Below are 19,295 nucleotides of genomic sequence, written 5' to 3'. Positions count from 1 at the left end.
GGGCCCCTCGAAGGCGCCCCGGCCGGCGAGCCGGACGACAGTGCACTCGGACGCGGGGGTTGAGTCAACGGTCGACCAGCCGTTGGCTCGGGGCCTCACCCGTGGATTCCCCGTCGGTGTCGTCGGTGTCTTCCCTGCCGACGGGGCCGTGGGGAAGCAGCCGGTCCAGCCACTTCGGCAGCCACCAGTTGCTCCGGCCGAGGAGTGTCATGGTCGCCGGGACCAGCACCATGCGTACGACCGTGGCGTCGATGAAGATCGCGGTGGCCAGGCCGAGCCCGAACATCTTGGTGGAGGGGTCCTCGGCGACGGCGAAGGACAGGAAGACCGCCACCATGATGAGGGCGGCCGAGGTGATGATCCGGGCGGTGCCCGAGACGCCCTCGACGATCGCCGTGCGGTTGTCGCCGGTGCGCTGGTACTCCTCGCGTACGCGGGAGAGGAGGAACACCTCGTAGTCCATCGACAGGCCGAACAGGATGGCGAAGAGGAACATCGGGATGAACGACACGATCGGAACCGTCGCTTCCAGCCCGATGAGTGCGCCTCCCCAGCCCCACTGGAAGACAGCGACCATGATCCCGTAGGACGCGCCGATGCTCAGCAGATTCAGCAGTACCGCCTTGAGCGGTACGAGGATCGAGCGGAAGGCCAGCATCAGCAGCAGGAACGACATCGCCAGCACGGCGGCGACGAACGCCGGCAGGCGCTGGCTGGTGCGTTGGCCCACGTCGGACAGGCTCGCGGCGGCGCCGCCGACGTGCGCCTCGGCCGGTCCGTGCCCGATCGCGGTGGGCAGTACGTCGGTGCGCAGCCGGGCGATGGTGTCGGCCGTGGCCTTGTCCTGAGGGCTGGTGGTCGGGAACACCACGAGGGTCGCGATGCCGGTGGCCCGGTCGATGTGCGTCGGCGCGACGGATGCGATGCCCGGATCCGCCGCGACCGCCCCGACGAGCCGGTCCACCACTCCCGGATCACCGGTGGGGTCCGCGGCGATGACGAGGGGACCGTTGGTGCCCGGGCCGAATCCCTCGGCGACGAGGTCGTAGGCCCGGCGCTCGGTACGGCTCTGGGGCTGTGAGCCGTCGTCGGGAAGGCCGACGCGCAGGCCGAGCACGGGCAGCGTCGCGGTCAGCAGCAGCCCCGCCGCGCCGACCGCGTACGGCACCGGGTGCCGGCTGACGTGCCCGATCCAGCGACGCCACCCTGCGGCGTGGGCGGCACCTGCCGCCGGGTCCCGCCGCCGTGCGAGCCGGTCCGGCCTCCTGGTCTGCAGGGCCCGGCCGATCCGGCCCGCCCGGGCCAGTCGTGGGCCGGCGGCACCGAGGAAGGCAGGCAGGAGCGTCACCGACGCGACCACCATGATCAGAACGACGATCGAGACGGCGACCCCGCCCACCGTCATGAACGGTACGTTCGCGACCGCCAGGCCGAGGATCGACACGACGACGGTGCCGCCGGCGAAGACCACGGGCCTCCCCGCCGTGGCCACCGCTCGCCCCGCCGCCTCGCGGGGGTCGAGCCCGCGCGCGAGGTACTCCCGGTGTCTGGCGAGTGCGAACAGCGCGTAGTCGATGCCCACTCCGAGCCCGACCATGCTGCCCAGGACGGGGGCGAAGCTCGGGACGTCCGTCACCCCCGCCAGTACCGTCATCGTGGCAACCCCGACGGTCAGCCCGAAGACCGCCATGCCGATCGGCAGCGCGGCGGCGACGAGCGACCCGAACGCGAGGAACAGGATCGTGGCCGCGGCGAGGAGGCCGATCAGCTCGCTCGTGCCGCCGTCGGGGTCGGAGAAGGCGTAGAAGAGGCTCCCGCCCATCTCGATGCGCAGCGGCAGCTCGGCGCGCAGCCGGTCGCCGAGATCGACGAGGGCGTCGAGGTCTTCGGCCGACAGCCGGCTCTGGTCGGGGTACTGCACCCGGACGACGGCGACCCGCCCGTCGGCCGAGACGAGGCCGCCGCGCACGGTGGCGTCCCCGCCCGCGTTGAGTGCCCCCGCCGGGTCACTCGTGCCGAGCACGTGCGGCAGCCGCTGCACCTCGGTCTGGAGCCGCGTGAGAGCGGTGAGCGCGCTGCCGCGGTCGAAGAACGTCGCACCGCCGTCGAGGGGGGTGACGACCACTTGGGCGGTCATGCCCTCCTGACCGGTGCCGGCCCGCTCGATCAGTTGCGCGGCCCGTTGGGAGTCCAGTCCCGGAGCGGTCATCGAGTCCGCGGTCCGCCCGCCGACGGCGATCGCGGCGAGGACGGCGAGTGTGGCGGCGATCAGCCATGCCGCGATCACCCGCCAGGGATGACGGGCGGCGCCTGTGCCCAGGCGCAACAGGGCTTTCGAGAGCATCGGGTCCTCCAACCACCTCGTCGGCCGTCCTTGTGCGGCCTCCGATGCCGAGGTTCGTCGCCGCGGCGCTCTGCGGCATCGGCTCGCGGGCCGCGGTTCCGTCGGCCCCGGGGCCGAGTGACACCCCGTACTTTCGGCCGATGCGCGGCACGGCGCGGCCCCTAAGCTGAAACCGTGCTGCGCGACGACCTGCGAACCCTGTGGACCGAACCCCGGCCGCCCGACGCGCCCGCCCGGGTGTGGCGGGACTGGGCGCTGCTCGCCGTGAGCCTGGTCGCTGTGGTGCTGGAGGCCACCCTGCGCGAGAACGTCGTGTGGCGGCCGGTGGCGGTGGTGTTCGCCGTCTGTACGTGCCTGCTGCCCCTGTGGCGCCGGACCCACCCGCTGGCGATGGTCACGCTGGGGTTCGGCTCGGTGATCCTGCTCCAGGTGGCCTCGCTGGTCGCGGCACCGGGCGGGCACGTCGGCCTGGACGCCGGCATGGTCGTGCTCGTGCTGGTGTACGCGCTGCCCCGGTGGGGATCGGGACGGGAGATCGTGCTGGGCAGCGCGGTGATCCTCACGGCCTTCGCGCTGGCGGTCGTCGCGGACGAGATCCCGGCCGCCGAACAGGTCGGGGGCTTCGTCTTCCTCTCGCTGCCCGGCTTGATCGGGGCCGCCGTGCGGTTCTGGGGGACCGCTCGCGAGAGGCAGTTGGAGCAGGTGCGTTCCCGCGAGCGTGAGCAGCTCGCCCGGGAACTGCACGACACGGTGGCCCACCACGTCTCGGCCATGGTGATCAGCGCCCAGGCGGGCCGGGTGCTCGCGGGCACCGACCCGTCCGCCGCCGTCGAGGCGCTGGAGGGGGTCGAGGAGGAGGGGGCGCGCACGCTGGAGGAGATGCGAGCGATGGTCGCCGCGCTGCGCGACCGCGGGACCGGCGCCGAGCTGGCGCCGCCTGCCGGTGTCGCGGATCTGGAGCGCCTGGTGCGCGCCCCGGGTGGTCGCCTCAGGGTCGACCTGCGTCTCGAAGGCGAACTGGACACGCTGCCCCCGGCCGTGGACGCGGCCGTCTACCGCATTGTGCAGGAGTCGGTGACGAACGCCATGCGCCATGCGGTCAACGCGACCGAGGTCGTCGTCCGGGTCACCGCGGAACGGCACACGGTACGGGTGAGCGTGCGCGACAACGGGCAACGCACCGGCCGAGGCCGTGCCGGGTACGGACTCACCGGACTGCGCGAGCGCGCGACGCTGCTCGGCGGCACACTGCGAGCGGGCCCCGGCACCGACCAGGGCTGGCATGTCGAAGCCGAACTGCCGAGAGGGAGGACCGAGAGCGGTGCCCATCCGCGTCCTCGTCGCTGACGACCAGACCATCATCCGCACCGGGCTGCGGATCATGCTGAACGCCCAGCCCGGCATCGAGGTGGTCGGCGAGGCCGCCGACGGACAGGAAGCGGTACGTCTGGCCCAGGAACTGCGCCCCGACGTGTGCCTGTTCGACATCCGCATGCCCGTGATCGACGGGCTCGAGGCCACCCGGCTGGTCGCCGGCCCGGGCGTCGCCGACCCGCTGGCCGTGGTCGTCATCACCACGTTCGACCTCGACGAGTACGTGTACGGCTCACTGCGTGCCGGCGCCCGCGGGTTCCTCCTCAAGGACACGGGACCGGACCTTCTGGCCCAGGCCGTACGGTCGGCGTCCGACGGCGAGGCTCTCATCGCGCCCAGCGTCACCGTCCGCCTGCTCCAGGCGTTCTCGGACCTGCCCGCCGGCCGGCCCGTGGCCCAGCCGGTCTCCCCCGTCACCGCCCGCGAGGAGCAGGTGCTCGTCGCCGTCGCCCGCGGGCTGACCAACACCGAGATCGCCGACGCGCTGCACATCAGCCTCAGCACGGTGAAGACGCATCTGGCCAGCCTGATGGCCAAACTCGGCGCCCGCAACCGGGTCGAGATCGCCATGTGGGCCTACGAAACGCGCCGCATCCTCCCCGGAACCTGAGCCGGGTGGCGGGCCATGTCCCATGAGCCCCCGCCCGGCAGGCGGCGCTCGACGGTGCCGCCACCGCGGCTGCCGCCGCCGACCGCGCGAGCCGCCCGAACAGCTCCGCTTCGTCCCCACCCACGAAGACCTCACCATGGACGTCGCCGCGCTGCGACGCATGGTCGAAGAGGACCGGGCAGCGGGCCGGACACCGTTCTGCGTCGTCGCCAACGTCGGCACCACCCGGAGCGCCGCGGTCGACCCGCTGCCGGAGATCGCCGAGGTGTGCCGCGAGCACGACCTGTGGATGCACGGTGACGGCGCCTTCGGCGCGGCAGCGGCGATCGTCCCCGAGGGCCGCGAGGCGCTCCGGGGAATCGAGGAACTGGATTCGCTCTCGATCGATCCGCACAAGTGGTGGTTCCAGCCGTTCGAGATCGGTGGGCTGCTGGTGAAGGACACCGGGCATCTGCGGGACATGTTCCGCCTGGTTCCGGACTACCTCGCCGACCTGGACGCCGACGAGGGCGAGGTCAACTTCTACGACCACGGTTTCCAGACCACCCGCTCGTTCCGCGCGCTCAAGCTGTGGATGTCCCTCAAGACGTTCGGCGCCGATTCCTTCCGGGCCGCGGTGCGCGGCGGGCTCGAGCGCGCGGAACGACTCGCCGCGCGGATCGCCGCCGAGCCGGGGTGGACCGTCGAGAGCGGTCCCCGGCTCGCCACCCTCACGTTCCGCTACACCGGTACGGACGCGGCCTCGGAGGGAGACCTCAACGCGTTGAACCGGGCCCTCGCCGACCACGTCATGGCGTCCAACCGGGTCGGCTTGCACACCACCGGGATCCATGGCCGGACGGTCATGCGGATCTGCACGATCAATCCGCGGACGACCCCGGAGGACGAGGACACGGTCCTCGACGTCCTGCGCGAGTCGCTCGCGGCGACACTGACCGCCGCCGCCGGCGCCGCCACCGTCGGCACTCCCGCCGACGCCACCGCCGTCACCCCGGCCGACGCCACGGCCCGTACTCCCGCCGACGCCACGGCCCGTACTCCCGCCGACGTCACCGGCCGGGCCTGACGCGCCCGGCCCCCCCTCCCCTCGACCGGCCGCCCCGTTCCAGGGGCGGCCCCGGAACCGAAGTGGAACCACCCCGATGTCCGTCCTGACCTCGACACAGCTCATACAGCCGGACAGACCTCCGGACTCCGACGTGTTCGCGGGCGCGCCGGCCGCGACGCTGAACGTCGACTCCTGGCGAGACCTGCCCGCGGCGCAGCAGCCCGAGTACCCCGATGCCGAGGCTCTGCGCGATGTGATCGCGGACCTCGAGTCCTATCCTCCGCTCGTCTTCGCCGGCGAGTGTGACCAGCTGCGCGCCCGGATGGGAGCCGTCGCCCGTGGCGAGGCGTTCCTGCTCCAGGGCGGCGACTGCGCCGAGGCTTTCGACGCGGTGTCCGCCGACCACATCCGGGCCAAGCTCAAGACGCTGCTCCAGATGAGTGCCGTCCTCACCTACGCGGCCTCCGTGCCGGTGGTGAAGGTCGGCCGTATCGCCGGCCAGTACTCCAAGCCCCGTTCCAAGGGGACCGAGACGCGTGACGGCGTGACCCTGCCGACGTACCGGGGCGACTCGGTCAACGGCTTCGACTTCAACGAGAAGGCCCGTATCCCGGACCGCGAGCCGGGCCGGCTGACCTTCATCGTCCGCATGGGCGCCGACAAGGTCCGCGACAAGCTCCCCGAGCTCGTCGAGAAGGTCACCGCCTCGGGCGCGGTCGTCGCCTGGGTCACCGACCCGATGCACGGCAACACCTTCGAAGCCGCCTCCGGCCACAAGACGCGCCGTTTCGACGACGTCCTCGACGAGGTCAAGGGCTTCTTCGAGGTCCACAAGGAGCTCGGCACCCACCCGGGCGGCATCCACGTCGAGCTCACCGGTGACGACGTCACCGAGTGCGTGGGCGGCGGCGACGAGATCTTCGTCGACGACCTCCACCAGCGCTACGAGACCGCCTGCGACCCCCGCCTCAACCGCAGCCAGTCCCTCGACCTGGCCTTCCTCGTGGCGGAGATGTACCCGATTCACCGTTAGAGCGTGGCTCCTTGTTCCGAGGGTTACGACGGTGACGTCCTTGCCGAGGCCTGCGGGCACCCACGCCGCAGTCGTCAGGACGGTCCTCCTGACCGTCCTGACGACATCGGTGAAGGGCGAGACCCGCCGCCGTCGCGGATGGCACCGTCACATCACCCTGACCCTGGCCGCACACGCCGTGTCGGAGTCGATCTCGACGACGGTGTCGCAGCCGGGTGTGGCGGGGACGAGCAGCCGCGGCTCGCCGGAGTGCGGCCGGGCTCAGACGTCGCGCCACTTGGCCTGACCGAAGGAGAACACACCGAAAAGGACGAGCCCGACGGCCACGGCGACCAGGAGCCACGGCCCCACGGGTGTCTGGGCGAAGGAGCGGATGGCGTCGTCCATGCCCTTGGACTCCTTCGGGTCGAAGGCGACCGCCGCCTTCAGGCCGAAGTAGCCGACCGCGCCGAAGACGAGCCCGCGTCCCACGCCTCCTGCGATACCCGTCACGTCCATGAACCGCCGCTGGTGCTTCGACATCCGGCCCCAGGTGAGGTGCTTGCGGTACGTGCGCAGTGCCGCGCGGCCCGCGATCCACAGTCCCGCGCCGAGGAACCCTGCGGCCGCGGCGCCCACCCACCACTGGCCGCCGGGCAGAGCGAGCAGGCGTCCGGTGACGTCCTGGCTCTGTCGGTCGGTGGAACCGGCCCCGCTGCCCCGGTCGCCGACCGCGAAGGCCAGGACGAGGAAGGACGAGACTCCGTAGAAGACGAACCGCGCGCCGGACAGGGCGCGTTTGCCCGCGCCGTCGTTCTCGGGTCCCGCCGAGCCGAACAGCGCCTCGGAGAGCCGCCACACCGCCATCCCGGCGAGTCCGACGCCCAGCGCCCACAGCAGGGCGGCTCCGAAAGGCGTCGCGGCGACCTCGGTGAGGGCCCCGCCCCGATCGGCCTGCTCGTTCGTGCCCGTCAGGCCGATGCGTACGGCCAGGACTCCGACGAGCAGATGGAGCACACCGCGCGCCGCGAAACCCACCCGGGCACCCGTGCGTACGACGTCCCCCCGAGCCGCTCGCCTCGCGGCGGCCCACGACGACCCGGTTGCAGTCATGTCAGGTCCTCTCCTCTGTCCGGACCCCTCGCATGCCCCGAATGCTCGCTCGGAATCAGGAGGCAGGGGCCGCGCGACGTCCCTCACCTCCCTTCAGCGAGCCGTCTGCCCGGCCTCTCGGCTCCGGGAGAGGGGAGCGAACACTTCACCCTCGGCTGAGCACCGACGGCGTCCTCACGGCTGGTGACGAGGGGAATTCGAGAGGTGATAAATAGATGAATACCTTACTGAATCTCCGTCAATAACATTGCCCCGCCTATCTCGATTCGATAACGAGATCTCAGAAAAGGCCTGGACCATTCACCAACGAAATCCCAACTTGCCTCACCTGCATGGATATTGATTGTTCATCAGATACGGCACCGTAGGTAACGGTCAGATATCTCGACGGGCATTCCCGTTTGCCCGAATTCTCCACCGCACGCATCTGGCAGGCTTCCGCGCACCCACTCCTCCGACCAAGGATTTGAGGTGCGCATGACTAGACATCGCAGGAAGCGTGAACACGGGCGCAAGAGCCGGAGGTTGATGCTCCTCACCGCCGCAGTGGCGTCGGCGGCGGCGATCGCCGGAGGGGCCGCCTACGCAGGCATCGGGAGCAACGAGGGGCCCAGGACCCCCGCGCAGGCGCGCATACCCGCGACCGCCACCGTTCCCCTGGCGCCGGCCGCCGCCCCGACCCGCGACGAGGAGCCGGAACCCATCGTGGGCAAGCCGGCCAACGACACCCGGCGCGGCATGGTCTACAACGGACTCAAGGCGGCTCCCCGGGGCGACCGTTGCACGGGCACCTATCGCACCGACGCGGGCCTGTGCACCCACGGGCCCGACGCTCCGCCCAAGGGCGTGGACATCAAGGCGGACGTGCCTCCCGCCGTCACCACCAAGGCCACCGCGGCCGACCCGGCGAAGCCCACATCCGGGGCCGCGGGCCCCGCGAAGGGCGCCGGAAGTCCCCAGGACGCGCCCGCCGCCGATGCCGACGGCGCCAGGACCGGCGCCGCCGCGGCCCCGAAGCCGACCGCGCCGTCCGCCGGCCAGACGGTCGCCGCGGGCCCGGCGGGACAGACCGTCCAGTGCGACGGCGACGGCACCACCGGCAACCGCGTGCAGGTCGTGTACGTACACGGCCCGGGCCGCGACCGGTACGCCGAGTACGTCGCCTCGTTCCGCAAGTGGGCGGCCGACGCCGACCTCATCTACTCCATGAGCGCGAAGGAGACCGGCGGCGTACGGCACATCCGCTACGTGACCGCGGCCGACTGCACGCCGACCGTCCTCAACATCGAGCTTCCCTCGTCCGCACTCTCCGAGTTCAGCGCGACGAACAACGCGCTCGCTGCCAAGGGCCTCGACCGGCGCGACCGCAAGTACATGATCTTCGCGGACACCAACGTCTACTGCGGCATCGGCACGTTCGCCGGTGACGAACGGCCGGGGCAGAACAACCAGAGCAACTTCGGCCCCTCCTACGGTCGTACGGACGCGGGCTGTTGGGGCGGTCACACCGCCGCGCACGAACTGGGACACAACCTCGGCGCGGTCAACAACAGCGCGCCCAACACCAGTCGCGGCGCGCACTGCACGGACGAGTACGACGTCATGTGCTACTCGGACACCCCGTACTACCCGCAGATGCGGTACGTGTGCTCCAACCGGGCTGCCGAGAACATCCTGGACTGCAATCACGACGACTACTTCCACACCAACCCCAAGGCCGGCAGCTACCTGGCCACGCACTGGAACATCGCCGACAACCAGTTCCTGATGCGGTCCACGGGCGGTACCACCCCCAACCCGAACCCCACCCCGACACCCACCCCCACTCGCACCCCGACGCCGACGCCGACCCCGACCCCGACGCCGACGCCGACGCCGACGAAGCAGCCCACTGGCGGACCGACGCCGACGGCCGGTCAGATCCAGTCCACGGCGGCCGTCGTGAGCTGGCCCAAGGTCGAGGGCGCCGCCTGGTACCAGGTCCTGCTGGACGGCAGGCACCTGACCTGGGTCCAGTCGCAGTCGCTGCGCATCTACAACCTCCGGCCCGGCACCGAGTACAAGGTCGCCGTCTCGGTCCGCGACCGGTCCGGTCGTGACAGCGGGGCGGGTCGGACGACCACGTTCCGTACGGCAGGAGCGGGCAAGGGCACGACCACGCCCGGTACCCGCTACACCCTCGCCAACGCGGGCACCGGCATGGCCGCCGAAGTCTGGGGCGGCCGCTCCGCCGACGGCACGGTGCTCGTCGGAGCGCGCGCCACGGGCTACGCCCAGCAGCAGTGGCTGTTCGACGACGCGGGCAACGGGCTCGTCCGCATCCGATCCGCCGTCTCCGGCAAGTGCCTGCAGACGGGCGGAGCCCCCACCGCGGGCATGTGGATCGCCCAGCAGCCGTGCGGCGGCGCGGCCACGCAGAAGTGGAAGCTGGCCGCCCGCGACGGAGCGGTCACCGTGACCGACCCGAGCGGCGGCTACGCCCTGTCGGTGAGCGACCGCCCGTACTACGGGAGCTGGCTGCTCGACCTGCGGCGCGCGAACGGTGCCGCGACCCAGGCGTGGACGGTCCAGAAGGCCTCCTGACCCCGACCGCCGGACCGGGGCCGGGCAAGCGGCCCCGGTCGTCCGGTCCGACGCCGGTGGACGGTCACCACGACCGTCCACCGGCGCCCCGGCTCTCCGCATTCCGCACGCACCGCATCTCACGCACCTGGAGCACAGCAACGATGCGCACACACCACGCTTCCCGTGCCCGTACGGGCTCAGGCCTTCTGCTCATGCTCATGCTCTTGCTCTTCGCCCAGGCCCTGGCCCTGCCGGCCACCACCCAGGCCCACGGCGACACCGTCAAGGTGGTGGTGACCGGTCAGCGGGACGGCCACGTCACGACCGAGATCACCTGGGAGAACGACGGGGACGCCGTCGAGGAGAACGTCGCCGCCACGGTGAACGCGACCAGCCCTGACGGATCCCGTTCCCTGGGGCCGTGGCCCCTGGTCCGCGCGCCCGGCACACGCACCGGCTGGACCACCACCGAGGTCCTCGCCCCCGGCACCTGGAAGGTCACCGTCGACGTGGGCTTCCCCGCCCTGGGCCACGCCGAACGCGAGGTCCAGGTCCCGGTGGTCGACCCCTCGCCCCCCGCCCCCCGCCCGACCCCCACCACGCCCCTCCCCTCCGCCCCGGCCCCCACGACGCCCGCCCCGGCCACACCCGCCCCCACCACGTCCGCGCCCGCACCGGCCAGCTCCGCGCCCGCACCGGCCCGGACGGGCCCGGCCGCCGAGCGGGGTGACAGTGCGGTCGGCTGGTCACTCGCGGGCCTGGCCGCCATCGTGCTCGCCGGCACCGCGGCCGGCATGCTCCTCCGACGATCCCGCGCCCGCCGACGCTGACGCTCCAGGGGCCGGGCAGTCATCGGCTGCGCATCGAAAGCGCCATGGCCGGAGATGCGCGAACGGCGCCGGCGCCGTCTACCGATGCGCATCCGCCCGGCCGCCACGATGAGATGGCACGGATCCTGCACTCGACGATCTTGATCGGAAACGTGTCCGGATGCGTGCTGATCTTGTGCCGGACAACCTGGCCGCGGCCTTCACTCGCCCTGAGCCGCGTGTCTGTCCTCCGGTCGATTACTCCACCGGGGCTGGGTTCGATCCGCCGTGGCGGCGGAGGTAGGCCAGGACGGCGCGGACCCGGCGATGGCCGCTGTCGCCGACCGACAGGCCGAGTTTGAGGAAGACGCTGCCGATGTGTTTGTGGACGGCGTTGTCGGTGATGAAGAGCCGCTGGGCGATGGTGGTGTTGTCGTGCCCTTCGGCCATCAGAGCCAGGACCTCGCGTTCGCGGGGGGTGAGGGCGTCGACGGGATCGCTGCGGACGGCGAGGAGCTGGGCTATGACCTCGGGGTCCATGGCGGTGCCGCCGGCGGCCACGCGGCGCAGGGCGTCGGTGAACTCCGCGATGCGGCTCACCCGGTCCTTGAGTAGGTACCCGATGCCGCCGCGGGTGTCGGAGAGGAGGCGGCCGGCGTATTCCTGCTCGACGTACTGGGACAGGACCAGGACGGGAAGCCCAGGCCGGTCGCGGCGGGCCTGGAGGGCTGCGCGGATGCCCTCGTCGCGGAAGGTCGGGGGCAGTCGCACGTCGACGATGGTGACGTCCGGGCGGTGGAGGTCGACGGCGGCCATGAAGCCGGGGGCGTCGACCGTGATCGCGGCAACCTCGAAGCCCTGCGAACCCAGCAGGAGTTCGAGCCCGGAGGACAGCAGGACGTTGTCCTCGGCGATGACTACACGCACGGCAGCTCCACGGTGATGGTGGTCGGCCCGCCCGGCGGGCTGCTGATCTTCATGGTGCCGTCCAGGGCGGCGGCGCGGCGGCGGATTCCGTCCAGACCGCTGCCTTGAGACGGGTCCGCCCCGCCGGTCCCGTCGTCGGTGATCTCTGCGGACAGCATCGTGCCGCTGCGGGTGACGTGGACGGCGGCCTTGGTGGCTCGGCTGTGCCGGGCGACGTTCGCCAGCGCCTCGGTGACGGTGAAGTAGGCGACCGCTTCGACCGCGGCAGGGACCTCACCGAGCTCGCCGATGCCGATGCGGGTCGGCACGCCGGCCCTGGTGGCCAGCGCGCCGAGCGCGCCGCCGAGGCCCATGTCGGCCAGGACCGGTGGGTAGATGGTGCGGATGACGGAGCGCAGCTCGGTCATGGCCTCCTCGGTCTCGGCCCGGGCCTGCCGTACGAGCGCAGCGGCCGCATCGGGGTCCTGGGAAAAGCTCTCCCCGGCCACGGCGAGCCGCATGGCGATGGCCACCAGCCGGGCCTGGGTGCCGTCGTGCAGGTCGCGTTCGATCCGGCGAAGTTCCGCGCCGTGCGCCTGCAGGACGCCTGTGCGCGTCCGGGTGAGTTCGGTGACGCGCGTGGCCAGCTCTTCCGCGGAGGAAGGTGCCAGGACCGCCAGGCAGCATCGCGCGTGCACTCGGGCGAGCGGTGGCAGGGCGATGGCCGCCAGCACCCCAAGGAGCAGGAATTGCGCCGGACTGATCGTCAGCGCAAGGGCCCAGCTGTCGATACGGACACCCAGCAGCGGCAGCCGTGGCGGATCCGATGCGGGAAACGCCCACCACGCCACGGTGATGCCAAGGATGAGAAGCAGGTTGCCCAGGCACAGCAGCGCGAAGAGGCCCACTGGCAGGCCGGTGACCACCTGTGTCACGAGCCACGCGAGGTCGCGGCGCAGGGCGAGCGGGCGAGGCTCGACCGGCCGGCCCAGCAGCGCACCGGCGCGCCGGCGGTGGCCCGCCGCCCAGGCAGCCGCAAGCGACGGTATGCACAGGAGGGGCGCCGCCACGAGCGTCGCCGTCGCGGTCATCAGGGTGCCGAGCAGGTAGCGTCCACTGCGCCCGGCCCGGACCAGCCGAGCGCGGACCTTGCCGATCACACCGTGCACTGGCCCGCCTCCACCTGTCGTACGGGACCGGGAGCGGCCCTCCGACGCGCCACGGTACGTGCCGGGAGCCCCCGCGGCGCTACAGCCAGCTGTAGGTTTCCCTCGGCCGCCTGCGGTAGCGACCCGTAACCCGACGGTTGCCTAGCGTGGGATTCATGAGCTCCACACCTACGGCCTCCGCGCCGAAGCACCGCCCGTCCCCGCAGCGTCACCGTCGGATCGGCCGAGGGTGGCCGGCCGTCGCGGCGGTCGCACTCGCAACAGCGGGTGTGGCCATCGCCGGCCAGCCCCCGGACGACGCGGCCGTCACGTCCCCGCCCGTCTACCAGCCAGGCGACCTGCGTCGGGACACCTCTGCCCTCCAGGCGCTGGGGATCTCCGGCGTCCAGGCGCGCGTGACCACCGCCTCCGGCCGGGATCTGGTTGCCACCTCCGGCGTCGCCGTGGCGGGCACGAACCGCCCGGTGCCCCGCGACGGCTACTTCCGCATCGCCAGCACCGGCAAGGCCCTCATGGCCACGGTGATCCTGCAGTTGGTCGACGAGGGCCGGCTGTCACTGGACCACACGGTGGACCGCTGGCTGCCCGGCGTGATCGACGGCAACGGCAACGACGGACGGAAGATCACCGTACGCCAGCTCCTGCAGAACACCAGCGGCCTCCACGACGACATGCCCGGCTTCGAGACCCCACAGCAGTACTACCAGCACCGCTACGACACCTACACCCCCGAACAGATCGTCGCCCGGGCGATGAAGCACCACCCGGACTTCCGGCCCGGCACCGGCTGGAGCTACTCCAACACCGGCTACGTCGTCCTCGGCATGATCGTCGAGAAGGCCACCGGCCGCCCCTGGCAGGAGGAGGTCGAGAGCCGGATCCTGAAACCGCTCGGCATGAACCACACCTACCTGCCGGGCACCACGTCCACCCTTCGTCGCCCGCATGCCGACGGCTACCAGGTCTTCGCCTCCGGCGAACGGACCAACGTCACCCGACAGATCGTCCCCGACCTCGGCGGCTACGTCTCGACCACGGCGGACGTCAACCGGTTCTTCCAGAGCCTGCTGGGCGGCAGGCTGCTGTCCGAGGCGCGCATGGCCGAGATGCGGGACACCGTCCCGATCGACAAGAAGATCGAGGCGATATGGCCCGGCGGACGCTACGGCCTCGGCTTGGTCAACCGCGCCCTGACCTGCGGCGGCAGCTACTGGAGCCACGAGGGAGGCGAAGCCGGCTACATCACCCTGAACGGCGCCACGGACGACGGCAGTCGCACCGTCACCGTCTCCATGACCACCAGCTTCAACGACTTCGACACAACCCTCCGGCAGCACAAGACCGCCAGCGAACTCGTCGACCGCGCACTGTGCAATACCTCCCACAACAGACAGGAAGACTGACCGCCCGGGGCGTTCGTACCGGCTCAGGGCACCACATGCTGCTAGGGCGTGTTGCGAAAGTAGCGCCGGCCGCCCGTCGGGCAGGCGGGACTTTCGCAACACGCCCTAGCTCTGCAGCAGCACGGGCTGCGACCTGCGTTGGGGCCGGGACGATCGTGTACGGGACCTCCAGCAGCTCCAGGTCCGGCCGATGTCGGCCGCGGTGACCTTCCCCTCCCCGCAGCCGACCTCGCGTCACAGGGCGAGCCCGTCGCCGTTCATGCACCACGCCGGACGGGTCGTCGGTTCAGTGTCCGGGGCGGGGCCGTGCAGGTGGCTTCAGAGGCGTACGAGTGCCTCGCGGGTGAGGTCCGCCAGGGTCGGGTAGCCGTCGACGGCCATGATCAGGTCGGCTTCCGCGAGCAGCGAGCGCAGTACGTGGACGATGCCGTCCGTGCCGCCGAGGGCGAGTCCGTAGGCGTAGGGGCGGCCGATGCCGACGGCCGTGGCGCCGAGGGCGAGGGCCTTGATCACGTCGGCGCCGGTGCGGATTCCGGAGTCGAACAGGACGGGCAGACCGTTGGCGGCGTCGACCACGGCAGGCAGCGCGTCCAGGGCGGGCAGGCCGCCGTTGGCCTGGCGTCCGCCGTGGTTGGAGCAGTAGATGCCGTCGATCCCGCCGTCCTTGGCACGGCGGACGTCCTCGGGGTGGCAGATGCCCTTGAGGATGATCGGCAGGTCGGTGAGCGAGCGCAGCCAGGGCAGGTCGTCCCAGGTCAGCGGGTTGCCGAAGATCCCCACCCATTCCAGGATCGCTGCCCCCAGGTCTTCCTCGGGCGACTTCGCCAGCCGGGCACGGAAGACCGGGTCGGTGAAGTAGTTGGCGAGGCAGTGGCCTCGCAGCTGGGGGAAGTTGCTCGCGGCGAGGTCGCGGGGGCGCCAGCCGGTGATCCAGGTGTCGAGGGTGACGACGATTCCCTTGAACCCGGCGGCCTCGGCGCGGTGGACGAGGCCGGCGGCCAGGTCGCGGTCGGTGGGGGTGTAGAGCTGGAAGAAGCCCGGGGTGTTCCCGAACTCGGCGGCCACCTGCTCCAGGGGGTCGACGGTGAGGGTGGAAGCCACCATCGGCACACCCGTACGGGCTGCGGCGCGGGCGGTGGCCAGGTCGCCGTGGCCGTCCTGGGCACAGAGCCCGATGACGCCGACCGGGGCCATGAAGATCGGTGAGGGCAGTGTGTGGCCGAAGAGGTCCACCGTCATGTCCCGGCGGGTGGCACCCGCCATCATCCGCGGGTACAGCCCCCACCGCTCGAAGGCGCGGACGTTCGCCCGCTGGGTGTGCTCGTCGCCGGCCCCGCCGGCCACGTAGGTCCGGACGGACGGCGGGAGGGTGGCCAGGGCCTTCGCCTCCAGTTCGTCGAACGCCATGGGCAGTGCGGGCAGCACGCCACCCAGGCCGTCGAGGTAGATCTCGTTCTGGTAGTCGCCGAACTGCGGTTTCGTCATCTCGTACCGTCCTTTGCGGGAGCTGGGGCACCGGGGCCATCAGTGGGCCTGGCGCTGCTGAAACTGCTCGATACCCCGGCGGAGATCTGCGTGGCGGGATTGCCCAAGGGCAGGTCGAACAGGTCTCTGGACCAAAGCAGTTCGACACTACGGTGCGCGCGCCACGCCGGACATTGGCGAGGGCCTGCCGAACAAGTGCAACGTAGCGATAGGCGGCGGTGGACCCGATGCCGTATCCGCCGTCGAGCTGGGTATACGGGTGTCCGTTGCGGAGACAGGCGAGTGCGAGCCCGGTCTGCCGCCCGCGCATTCAGGCCTCTCCACCGGGACCGAGCTCCTTGCGGCGACGGCGGAGCAGGTCCGACAGGAAGCACAGGGCAGAACTGGACACGTCGATGCCGGACGGGTACCAAGCGTGCGAAGCCTCTGGTGGAGACGGACTTCTTGGTCGAAAACCCCGCTACCAGCGGCTTCACCTGCCTGACAGCCCAACCGGCAGCCCCGACAGCCCGGTTGGAAAGCCGTCACTGGTTCCCAGCGAACTGGTCAGCAGGCCAACTCCTGAGGTGTTCCGCTTGTTGCGCTTTCCCCAGGGCCGCTGACCATCTGTCCCATTCCATCGAGCACCGCAGCCCGCACATCATCGACAGCGGGCCGCACCTCAGTCCTCTTTGCTGTTGATCGCCCGAAAATGGAGTCCCCGCTAATGACGCATACATGTCAGCCTGCTGCCTGCGGCGCCGTGTCTTCGATCGCGGACGCGGTCGGGGGCGTCGAAATTGGGGGAACTACATGTTCCGAGCAACCAGATCCATGGTCGGACTGGTCGGCCTCGTGCTGATGCTGATGGGGCTGTCGGTGCCACAAGCTGCTGCCGATCCGTTGCGCGGCACAGGCCCCAAGCCCGCTGCCGCCCAGCACGACGAAGCGGTGTACGTCGTGCAGGAACGAGCGGACGGCACCGTCTACACCGCCATCTACGAGCCCGCCGCAGGTGTCACGCCCGATGAGCTGAGGGCGTCGCTGCGGCGCCAGGGCATCCGCGGTGTGCAGGACGCAGAACCGACAGCCGCAGCCGGCATCGGGACGCTCGGCTGTTCCCCGATCGTCGGAACCGCGTCCGCGCTGTGCGGCGCCAAGTGGTCCTACGGGGCCTACAACGACCCGCAGGTGTACTTCCTCGACCACACCAGCGACAGCTGGCCGGTGAGCGACGCCCAGGTCGACTGGTACCAGGCGCCCGGCATCGACGCCTACTACCGCTGGTACACGGCCGGCTGCCCCAGCGGCCGGCACTGCGTGCACACCTACAGCGGCAGCTACGGAACCGAGTGGTACGGCCAGACCTCGTACACCACCTCCGGCGGGTACTTCGTCGACGGTTCGGTCGTCGTGAGGCTCAACGATCAGATCACGCCGAACACCTACGCGGCACGGCGCAGCGTCGCCTGCCACGAGATGGGCCACGCACTGGGGCTGGATCACAACGGGTCGACCAACAGCTGCATGTCGGTTCCCGAGTTCCCGCAGCACCCGTCGTCCCAGGACTACTCGGTACTGAACCTGCTCTACCCGAAGCCCGGCACCTGACAGATCTGACGCGCTGCCCCCAGCCCGGTGCCGGGCTGGGGGTCCCGTCCGGCGGCACGAACGTCTTCGTCGACGCGGTCGGCGCCGCGTCGACGAGAGTGGGCGCCGGCGTGGCCAGGAGTTCCACGACCTCGGTGACGTGCCGGTAGGTGGTGGTCCCGAGCCGAAGCCAGTCGCGAACTGAGCGTACGGGTAACCGTTGCGGAGGTGTGCGAGCCCCTTCGGCGTGGTCTTGGACCCCCGGATTCGGCATGCGTCCCAGCACTCCTCCGTCCGACCGACGAAATGCCCGAACCAGCCATCGCGCCCTGGCAGAGGATTAGTTCGCCGCTGGCGGTCGCGCGTCCCTTCTGCCGATGGCGCCCCCGCCCCGGAGTGCGCCGTCGCGGGCCAAGGGGGAGGATGGGAGGGCGGTCGCTGTTTCGATACGGCAGTGCTCATCCTCCCCATCCCCGGCAACCGCCCCAAGCGACGGCTCGGGACGGGCCCGGCGATGCCCCTGTCTCCCTCGTACAGCGGATGCTCAGCCCCAACCGCCTGGATCAGCTGGTCCCCGGCACCTTCGCCCCGGGCACCTTCGACTCGGCCGCTCTCACCGCCGTGAAGGCCTTCCAGAATGGCGAGGCGGTCCTGCCCGGCCCGGGAACGTTCCCCGTGACAGGCGTCGTCGCCGAGCTCAGCCGGGCCTGCCTGGGAGAACACGTTCCGCAGGCATGAGGTGCCGACGCGTCCGCTCATCCCGTCCGGAAGGAGACCGGTGGTGAACACGCTTCTGTACGCTCGGAAGAACCGCATCGTCGAACTGATGGAGCAGCCCGCGGAGCGGCGTGACGCCGACTGGATGCGGGAAGCGGCGCAGCAGGCGATCCTGCTGGAACTCGCCACACTCCCCCCGTATCTGTGCGCGATGTGGTCGATCAGGCACACGGGCGAGGACAGCTCCGTCTTCGACACGCTGCACGAGATCGTCTTCGACGAGATGTCGCACCTCGGACTGGCGTGCAACCTGCTCACCACGCTGGGCGGGACCCCCGTGCTCGCCGACGAGTCGGTGGTGCCGACGTACCCGGGGCCTCTGCCGGGAGGGGTGCGACCCGAACTCTCCGTCTTCCTCAGCGGCCTGACAAAGGAGGCGGCGGAGATGTTCGCCCGAATCGAGGAGCCGGACCAGCCGCTGGCGCGGGCATTGGCGACGCACACCTCGATCGGCGCCTTCTACACCGCGCTCCTGGAAGCGTTCCGCGCGCACCCCGAGCGGATCACCGGCGCCCGTCAGCTGACCATGGAAATGCCCCATCACGGTGCGGGGAACAGCGTCGTGTCCCTGAAGACGCTCGCCGCCGTCGAGTCGGCCATCGGTGTGATCAAGGAACAGGGCGAGGGAACGTCCGCGTCACCCGAGAACCCGCACCCGGGGGCTCCGGGAGAGCTCGCGCATCACTACGCCTTCCAGGAGATCTACCGCGGACGGAAACTGCGGAAGAACCCCGTGACGGGAGAGTGGGAGTTCGAGGGAGCGGAGCTGCCGATGCCCGAAACCCTGCGCATGGGAACCGTGCCCCGTGGGGGCTGGCCCCGGACGGGACCCTCCGCCGCGGATGCCGAGACGGTACGGCTCCTCGACGAGTCCAACCAGGCGTACAGCACCCTGCTGCGCTTGCTGGAAGACGCGTGGAAGCAGGACCTGCCGGACGAGGCGGAACGGCTGCTCAATGACGCGGTGCAGCAGATGTTCTTCCTGCAGGGCCCCGCGGTACAGCTGATGGAGCGTCCGCTCCCCGGCGACAGCGGCGAGAACTACGGGCCCGAGTTCCGCTACGTGACTGCCTGACGGTAGGCACGGCCTCCGTAACGAGCCCACTGACGG

The 19,295-nt window shown here is 71.0% G+C and carries 15 protein-coding genes and 1 pseudogene; 10 read left to right on the top strand and 6 right to left on the bottom strand.

The features are described 5' to 3' along the window. Nucleotides 1–64: 64 nt before the first annotated feature. Nucleotides 65–2,344: an MMPL family transporter gene (locus tag ACF08F_RS19750; RefSeq protein ID WP_392299807.1), complete on the bottom strand. Its 2,280-nt coding sequence runs from the start codon at nt 2,342–2,344 to the stop codon at nt 65–67. Nucleotides 2,345–2,518: 174 nt separating this feature from the next. Here ACF08F_RS19750 and ACF08F_RS19745 point away from each other — a divergent pair, with 174 nt between their 5' ends. The 4 genes from ACF08F_RS19745 (at nt 2,519) to ACF08F_RS19730 (ending at nt 6,409) form a co-directional block, all read left to right on the top strand. Then, nucleotides 2,519–3,691: a sensor histidine kinase gene (locus tag ACF08F_RS19745; RefSeq protein ID WP_392299806.1), complete on the top strand. Its 1,173-nt coding sequence runs from the start codon at nt 2,519–2,521 to the stop codon at nt 3,689–3,691. Continuing rightward, nucleotides 3,666–4,328, top strand: a complete 663-nt coding sequence (locus tag ACF08F_RS19740) for a response regulator (RefSeq protein WP_392299805.1) — start codon at nt 3,666–3,668, stop codon at nt 4,326–4,328. The genes ACF08F_RS19745 and ACF08F_RS19740 overlap by 26 nt, the downstream gene beginning before the upstream one ends. Before the next feature lie 22 nt (nt 4,329–4,350). Continuing rightward, nucleotides 4,351–5,394, top strand: coding sequence for a pyridoxal phosphate-dependent decarboxylase family protein (locus ACF08F_RS19735; protein WP_392299804.1), 1,044 nt, complete (start codon nt 4,351–4,353; stop codon nt 5,392–5,394). 133 nt (nt 5,395–5,527) lie between these two features. Beyond that, on the top strand, nt 5,528–6,409 hold the full coding sequence (locus tag ACF08F_RS19730) for a 3-deoxy-7-phosphoheptulonate synthase (protein WP_392299861.1): 882 nt from the start codon (nt 5,528–5,530) through the stop codon (nt 6,407–6,409). Nucleotides 6,410–6,670: 261 nt separating this feature from the next. On the opposite strand, the gene ACF08F_RS19725 is transcribed toward ACF08F_RS19730, so the two are convergent. Continuing rightward, nucleotides 6,671–7,501: a DUF1206 domain-containing protein gene (locus tag ACF08F_RS19725; RefSeq protein WP_392299803.1), complete on the bottom strand. Its 831-nt coding sequence runs from the start codon at nt 7,499–7,501 to the stop codon at nt 6,671–6,673. 477 nt (nt 7,502–7,978) lie between these two features. On the opposite strand from ACF08F_RS19725, the gene ACF08F_RS19720 reads away from it, so the two are divergent. Both ACF08F_RS19720 and ACF08F_RS19715 read left to right on the top strand, forming a co-directional pair. Then, the gene (locus ACF08F_RS19720; RefSeq protein WP_392299802.1) at nt 7,979–10,084 is read left to right on the top strand and encodes an RICIN domain-containing protein; all 2,106 of its coding nucleotides are present in this window, start codon (nt 7,979–7,981) and stop codon (nt 10,082–10,084) included. A 200-nt stretch (nt 10,085–10,284) separates the two neighbouring features. Then, a complete protein-coding gene (locus tag ACF08F_RS19715; RefSeq protein WP_392299801.1) occupies nt 10,285–10,896 on the top strand; it encodes a hypothetical protein in 612 nt (203 codons plus the stop codon). Nucleotides 10,897–11,133: 237 nt separating this feature from the next. Here ACF08F_RS19715 and ACF08F_RS19710 read toward each other — a convergent pair whose 3' ends face one another. Then, entirely contained in the window at nt 11,134–11,802 is a 669-nt protein-coding gene (locus tag ACF08F_RS19710; RefSeq protein WP_392299800.1) for a LuxR C-terminal-related transcriptional regulator, read from the bottom strand. Further along, complete coding sequence (locus tag ACF08F_RS19705) at nt 11,793–12,941, bottom strand: sensor histidine kinase (RefSeq protein ID WP_392299799.1); 1,149 nt, start codon at nt 12,939–12,941, stop codon at nt 11,793–11,795. The genes ACF08F_RS19710 and ACF08F_RS19705 overlap by 10 nt, the downstream gene beginning before the upstream one ends. A gap of 164 nt (nt 12,942–13,105) precedes the next feature. Between ACF08F_RS19705 and ACF08F_RS19700 the strand changes: the two genes are divergently transcribed. Then, nucleotides 13,106–14,353, top strand: a complete 1,248-nt coding sequence (locus tag ACF08F_RS19700; RefSeq protein WP_392299798.1) for a serine hydrolase domain-containing protein — start codon at nt 13,106–13,108, stop codon at nt 14,351–14,353. 318 nt (nt 14,354–14,671) lie between these two features. On the opposite strand, the gene ACF08F_RS19695 is transcribed toward ACF08F_RS19700, so the two are convergent. Together ACF08F_RS19695 and ACF08F_RS19690 are read right to left on the bottom strand one after the other, a co-directional pair. Then, the gene (locus tag ACF08F_RS19695; RefSeq protein WP_392299797.1) at nt 14,672–15,838 is read right to left on the bottom strand and encodes an alpha-hydroxy-acid oxidizing protein; all 1,167 of its coding nucleotides are present in this window, start codon (nt 15,836–15,838) and stop codon (nt 14,672–14,674) included. Nucleotides 15,839–16,013: 175 nt separating this feature from the next. Then, nucleotides 16,014–16,235, bottom strand: a pseudogene (locus ACF08F_RS19690) (IS5/IS1182 family transposase); the annotation flags it as partial. A 416-nt stretch (nt 16,236–16,651) separates the two neighbouring features. Here ACF08F_RS19690 and ACF08F_RS19685 point away from each other — a divergent pair. From ACF08F_RS19685 to ACF08F_RS19675, 3 genes are all read left to right on the top strand, one after another. Continuing rightward, complete coding sequence (locus ACF08F_RS19685; protein WP_392299796.1) at nt 16,652–17,428, top strand: matrixin family metalloprotease; 777 nt, start codon at nt 16,652–16,654, stop codon at nt 17,426–17,428. 519 nt (nt 17,429–17,947) lie between these two features. Continuing rightward, on the top strand, nt 17,948–18,145 hold the full coding sequence (locus tag ACF08F_RS19680) for a hypothetical protein (protein ID WP_392299795.1): 198 nt from the start codon (nt 17,948–17,950) through the stop codon (nt 18,143–18,145). 43 nt (nt 18,146–18,188) lie between these two features. After that, entirely contained in the window at nt 18,189–19,259 is a 1,071-nt protein-coding gene (locus tag ACF08F_RS19675) for a ferritin-like protein (RefSeq protein ID WP_392299794.1), read from the top strand. The last annotated feature ends 36 nt before the right edge of the window (nt 19,260–19,295 follow it).

The organism is Streptomyces sp. NPDC015130 (assembly GCF_043080005.1).
Taxonomy (GTDB): domain Bacteria; phylum Actinomycetota; class Actinomycetes; order Streptomycetales; family Streptomycetaceae; genus Streptomyces.
The sequence above is the reverse complement of the archived record's forward strand: the minus strand, read 5'-3'. Positions and strand labels throughout refer to the sequence as shown.